Origin of the sequence: Paenarthrobacter sp. CC6 (assembly GCF_040560085.1) — a bacterium.
GTDB classification, from domain to species: domain Bacteria; phylum Actinomycetota; class Actinomycetes; order Actinomycetales; family Micrococcaceae; genus Arthrobacter; species Arthrobacter nicotinovorans.
Genome location: NZ_JARDAN010000045.1, coordinates 1 through 1,410, shown reverse-complemented (window position 1 = coordinate 1,410; position 1,410 = coordinate 1). Strand labels below are relative to the sequence as shown.

The following is a 1,410-nucleotide window of genomic DNA, read 5'->3' as shown; positions in this document are numbered from 1 at the left end:
AAAAGACTAGAGTTCAGAAAACCGATCGAAATGATCGAAGGACTCCTGTTGCAATGACCGCCTGAATCCGCCGATCCTTTAACGGGCGTGTCCGCCACGAATTTATGCCACCGTTGGCACGGGATCTATTCAGCTATTTGCTGCAGCCAGTCCACCGTTTCGTCGTTCACGTGCACACCCCTGCACTTCTGACTGCACAACTGAGCCGGGAACTGAGGGCCCACTCCAAGGAGGTCCAAGCCACGACGTGCAGCCTTGCGTGCAGCGTCCTGGTCGCCGATGGCTTGGGCCAAATGGATAACAGCCATGTTCCATCTGAAGTTGTTGACGGCAAAGGGGTCATCTGGCCCCTCGGCCCAGCGTTCGAGCAGCGCTGCTGCCTCTTCGAGGTCGGAGGTCTCGCCTCGGGTTATGAGGACTTGGGCAAGTTTGACTGCCTGCATGCCCGTTGTCATTTGGAGACTGTCTTTTGCCAGCAATCGACGGTAGTAGTGCGCGGACAACTCGGGGTTCTCTTTGGCGTAAATATCACCCAAGCCTTCCAGCGCAGCGTTATGGGACGACATGGCCACGAACTCGTCCGTGTCATCCAGCACCCGTAACCAAAGTTCGCTGGCACCCTTCAGCTCGCCGGCCATTTGGAGTCGGATCGCTTTGCTGTGCAGGTATCCGGAACCCGTGCCAGGGACGCTGCGGAGCTTTTCCTCGAACTCCGCCTTTGCCTCATCGCTCCAATCGGGCGAGTCATACCAATCAGTGGAGGGCGCAGGCTTCCTCGGCTTCGGCCATACTTCGTCAGTCTGCAGATCCATAGCGAACCCGCTGACTGATTTGGCCAATTTCTTGGCGAAGGCCTGAGCAGAAGGGACGCCCGACGCATCTCCGTCCCCTTCGATGAGAATGTCGTATCGATACTTGATGCCAAACACGACCATCTCGGCATACGTTTCCGGAGTGTCTTCGCCGCTATCTTCATACGGTCCTTCGACCGTGAAGCTGTAAATTCGCTTGGGACCTCTAAAGACGCGGAAACTCCAGCAAGAAGCCGTCATGTCGGGGTCCAAGTCAGCGGTCAGGCCGCGGATGTTCGTGATACGCGTAGCTACATCTCCGCTTAGGAGTGCCTCGGAACCAAAAACTGCCAAGTCATAGGACATCGCTTCAGACTACCCGTGCACTCCATCCTCTTTACGCTTGGCTACGCAGGGGGCGTCCGTAAGCCGGTCGTCCACCGGACGTGCCGGCGCTGCCCATCGGCTCTCTCCAAATCTGCGTGTTTCCGCCAAGGCCGGATTCCCGTATACCCCGCCCGAATTAATGCCCGGTGAAGGGGCCTTGGGTTCTTGCGGTGATTGCAACACTTAGCGGATGGGTGTTGTCGTGGCGAGGTACTCGATTTACGTAAGGCCG

At 57.4% G+C, this 1,410-nt stretch carries 1 protein-coding gene; it reads right to left on the bottom strand.

Annotated features, from left to right (window positions below; genetic code table 11):
• Window positions 1-125: 125 nt before the first annotated feature.
• Window positions 126-1,157, bottom strand: coding sequence for a hypothetical protein (locus PV760_RS21405; RefSeq protein WP_354628656.1), 1,032 nt, complete (start codon window positions 1,155-1,157; stop codon window positions 126-128).
• Window positions 1,158-1,410: the final 253 nt, after the last annotated feature.

What these genes read in the sequence shown, in the direction of transcription:
- PV760_RS21405 (WP_354628656.1), bottom strand. Translation starts at nt 1,157, where the DNA reads ATGTCCTATGACTTGGCAGTTTTTGGTTCCGAGGCACTCCTAAGCGGA.